Source organism: Streptomyces sp. NPDC050264 (genome assembly GCF_040655895.1).
Taxonomy (GTDB): Bacteria; Actinomycetota; Actinomycetes; order Streptomycetales; family Streptomycetaceae; genus Streptomyces.
The window spans coordinates 1-3,221 of sequence record NZ_JBFAKV010000067.1; the positions used below are offsets into that span (position 1 = coordinate 1).

General features: G+C 67.9%; 4 protein-coding genes. 1 reads left to right on the forward strand and 3 read right to left on the reverse strand.

Annotated elements, in window-relative coordinates; genetic code table 11:
- Positions 1–117: 117 nt before the first annotated feature.
- The 3 genes from AB0J02_RS43535 to AB0J02_RS43545 all read right to left on the reverse strand — a co-directional run bounded on the left by AB0J02_RS43535 (position 118) and on the right by AB0J02_RS43545 (position 2,166).
- The gene (locus AB0J02_RS43535) at positions 118–630 is read right to left on the reverse strand and encodes an HNH endonuclease (protein WP_363199471.1); all 513 of its coding nucleotides are present in this window, start codon (positions 628–630) and stop codon (positions 118–120) included.
- A 144-nt stretch (positions 631–774) separates the two neighbouring features.
- Positions 775–1,317: a YbhB/YbcL family Raf kinase inhibitor-like protein gene (locus AB0J02_RS43540; protein WP_363199472.1), complete on the reverse strand. Its 543-nt coding sequence runs from the start codon at positions 1,315–1,317 to the stop codon at positions 775–777.
- Positions 1,318–1,383: 66 nt separating this feature from the next.
- Positions 1,384–2,166, reverse strand: a complete 783-nt coding sequence (locus tag AB0J02_RS43545; protein ID WP_363199473.1) for a sporulation protein — start codon at positions 2,164–2,166, stop codon at positions 1,384–1,386.
- A gap of 134 nt (positions 2,167–2,300) precedes the next feature.
- On the opposite strand from AB0J02_RS43545, the gene AB0J02_RS43550 reads away from it, so the two are divergent.
- Entirely contained in the window at positions 2,301–2,942 is a 642-nt protein-coding gene (locus AB0J02_RS43550; protein WP_363199474.1) for a DNA-3-methyladenine glycosylase, read from the forward strand.
- Positions 2,943–3,221 lie beyond the last annotated feature (279 nt).

Sequence of the window (3,221 nt, forward strand, 5' to 3'; positions counted from 1 at the left end):
CGGGCCTCCCCCCCCCCACACGGCTCGGGGGACGCCGCGCCCCGCGCGGGGGCGGCCCGCCGACCTCAAGGTCGGCGGCCCGCTCTGCCGTGCTCGGTTCTTTTCGTTCGGCCGTCCCTACGCCGCAACCTTCTGCTGCCCCAGCCACACCGGCAGCCCCGCGCGCCCGTCCGTCCCCAGCGACAACAGCATCGCGTCGGCGGGCGTCGGCTCGAACGGCTGCCGGAGCAGCGGCATCCCGGCCTGCTCAGGCGTCCGGTCGGCCTTGCGGTGATTGTCCTCGGCGCAGGACGCCACCGTGTTCAGCCACGCGTCCGCGCCACCCTGCGACCGCGGCACCACGTGGTCCACGGTCGTCGCCCGCCGCCCGCAGTAAGCGCACCGGTGCTGGTCCCGTACGAGCACACCCCGCCTCGACCACGGCGCACGTCTTCGGAACGGCACCCGGACATACCTGCAGAGCCTGATCACCCGAGGCACCGGTATGTCGAGGGCCGCTCCCCGCATACGCAGCTCGGGGTGGGCCTGCTCCACGACGGCCTTGTCCTGAAGCACCAGCACGACGGCTCGGTTCAGCGTCACCGTCGAGAGCGGCTCGAAGCTCGCGTTCAGCACCAATGTGTCCCGCACCCTGCCCACCTCCCGTACGCAGCGGATCACCCCTCGGCGTCCGTGCGTCAACTCTGGCCGTGCACGCCGAGATGGACAACGCAATAAAAAATGCCCGCCCCTGATCAATTCCAAGACCAGAGGCGGGCAAACGTTCAATGAACGCTAGCTCTCCGCGGGAGCCGCGTATTCGGCGATCACCTGCGCCCGCGCGAGCGTGTGGAACCGCAGATTGAAGCCGACGAACGCGGGCGGAGCGTCCGCGTCAGGACCGAGCTTCTCCTGGTCCACCGCGTACACGGTGAAGACGTAACGGTGCGCGGGATCCCCGGCCGGCGGCGCGGCACCGCCGAACTCCTTCGTCCCGTAGTCGTTACGGACCTGCACGGCGCCCTCGGGAAGTCCCTCGAACTTGCCGCTGCCCGCGCCCGCCGGCAGCTCCGTCACCGACACCGGGATGTCGAACACGGACCAGTGCCAGAACCCGCTGCCCGTGGGCGCGTCCGGGTCGAAGCACGACACGGCGAAGCTCTTGGTCCCGGGCGGGAAGCCCTCCCACCGCAACTGCGGCGAGGTGTTCCCGGCCGCGTGGACCTGAGCGTCGTCGAGCACTCCACCCGGCTCGAAGTCCTCGCTCACGACGGTGAACGACGGCACCTGCGGATGAAAATCATGCGGGAGCGGCGCCCGCTCGGGCTGCTCGGTCACGACGACACCTCCTGGATCACGGGTTCGACAGAATCACGGGTTGCACGGAGCCTCGCCCCTGAAACCCTAGAACCAGTTCCGCCGGCTGCCGACCTCCGACAGCCACTGGTGCAGATACGCCGACCAGTCGGTGCCCTGGAAGTCGTTGTGCCCCACGACGAACGAGCGGAACGTGTCACTGCCCTCGCTGAACAGGCCGGGCTTCTTGTCCATCTCCAGGACGACGTCCATCTCCCGGTCGTCGGCCACGAAGCTCAGCTCGACCTGGTTGATCCCCCGGTACTGCTGCGGCGGGAAGAACTCGATCTCCTGGTAGAACGGCAGCTTCTGCCGGGTGCCCCGGATGTGCCCACGCTCCATGTCCGCACTCTTGAAGCGGAACCCGAGCGCGATGAAGGCGTCCAGGATCGCCTGCTGCGACGGCAGCGGATGCACGCTGATGGCGTCGAGGTCCCCGGAGTCCACGGCCCGGGCGATCTCCAGCTCGGTGGTCACACCGATGTTCATCCCGCGCAGCTGCTGCCCGTCGATCGTGGTGACCGGGGTCTCCCAGGGGATCTCGAGCCCGAACGGCACCGCGTGCACGGCGTTCGCCTGCAGCGCGAAGGCGCCCCCGAGCCTTACCTTGGTGAACTCGATGTTCTGCTTGGTCTCCTGCTCGCCGCCCTCGACCTCGACCCGCGCCTGCAGGCCGACGGAGAGGCCCTCGATCTCCTGGTCCACGGAGCCGCCCTGGATGCGCACCTCACCCTGTACGACTCCACCGGGCACGACATTGGCCTCGGTGAGCACCGTCTCGACGGACGCCCCGCCCGCACCCAGACTTGCCAACAGCCGCTTGAAGCCCATGACTCGATCTCCTCCATAGGTGAACCGTGAAATCGCGATGACGGAACCTGCTGGTCCTGCTGACTACAAACGCGGTACACCGGCGCCCGGTTCCGCAGACCCCCGGCCCGCCCGTTCCGTTACCCTCGGACGGCATGATCGCGGCCCCTGACCGTACGCCCTTGACCCACAAGTTCTTCGACCGCCCGGTCCTGGACGTCGCCCCCGACCTCCTGGGCCGCACCCTGGTACGTCACACCGCCGACGGCCCGATCGAGCTCCGTCTTACGGAGGTCGAGGCCTACGACGGCGCGAACGATCCCGGCTCCCACGCGTATAGAGGACAGACCGCCCGCAACAGCGTGATGTTCGGTCCGCCCGGACACGTGTACGTCTACTTCACGTACGGCATGTGGCACTGCATGAATCTGGTGTGCGGCCCGCCGGGCACAGCAAGTGGAGTCCTCCTCCGTGCCGGCGAGATCACCGAGGGCGACGAGTTCGCCCGCAAACGCCGACTTTCGGCCCGTAACGACAGGGAACTGGCCAAAGGCCCTGCGCGCCTGGCCACGGCCCTGGACGTGGACCGGACCCTCGACGGCACGGACGCCTGCGTCCCCGCCGACTCCCCGGTGACGATCCTGCACGGCACCCCGGCCCCGGCTGACCAGGTACTCAGCGGACCGCGAACCGGAGTCTCCGGCGACGGCGGCGTCCACCCGTGGCGCTTCTGGATCGCCAACGACCCGACGGTGAGCCCTTATCGGCCCCATACCCCGCGACGGCGCCGAACTTGACGCGGTCTTGCGGGATCCGTAACGTAGCCCGAGCCGCTTGACCGGGTATGGCGCTCAGCCAGCAACCGGAAGCGGCCAAACCACTACCTACAACTTCCCTCAGCGGGGATCATTTCGGCGTGCCCGCATGCCGAAATGCGAACTCGCGAAACTCGATTATGAGTAACCGAGGGAATCGGCTAACGTAGTGAACACGCCGAAAGGCAAAGGCCCCCAACGGCCACCGGAAATGAAATCCGAACCGGAAACGGAACGGAAAACGGATCTGGTAAGGTTGGA

What these genes read in the sequence shown, in the direction of transcription:
- AB0J02_RS43550 (WP_363199474.1), top strand. Translation starts at nt 2,301, where the DNA reads ATGATCGCGGCCCCTGACCGTACGCCCTTGACCCACAAGTTCTTCGAC.
- AB0J02_RS43545 (WP_363199473.1), bottom strand. Translation starts at nt 2,166, where the DNA reads ATGGGCTTCAAGCGGCTGTTGGCAAGTCTGGGTGCGGGCGGGGCGTCC.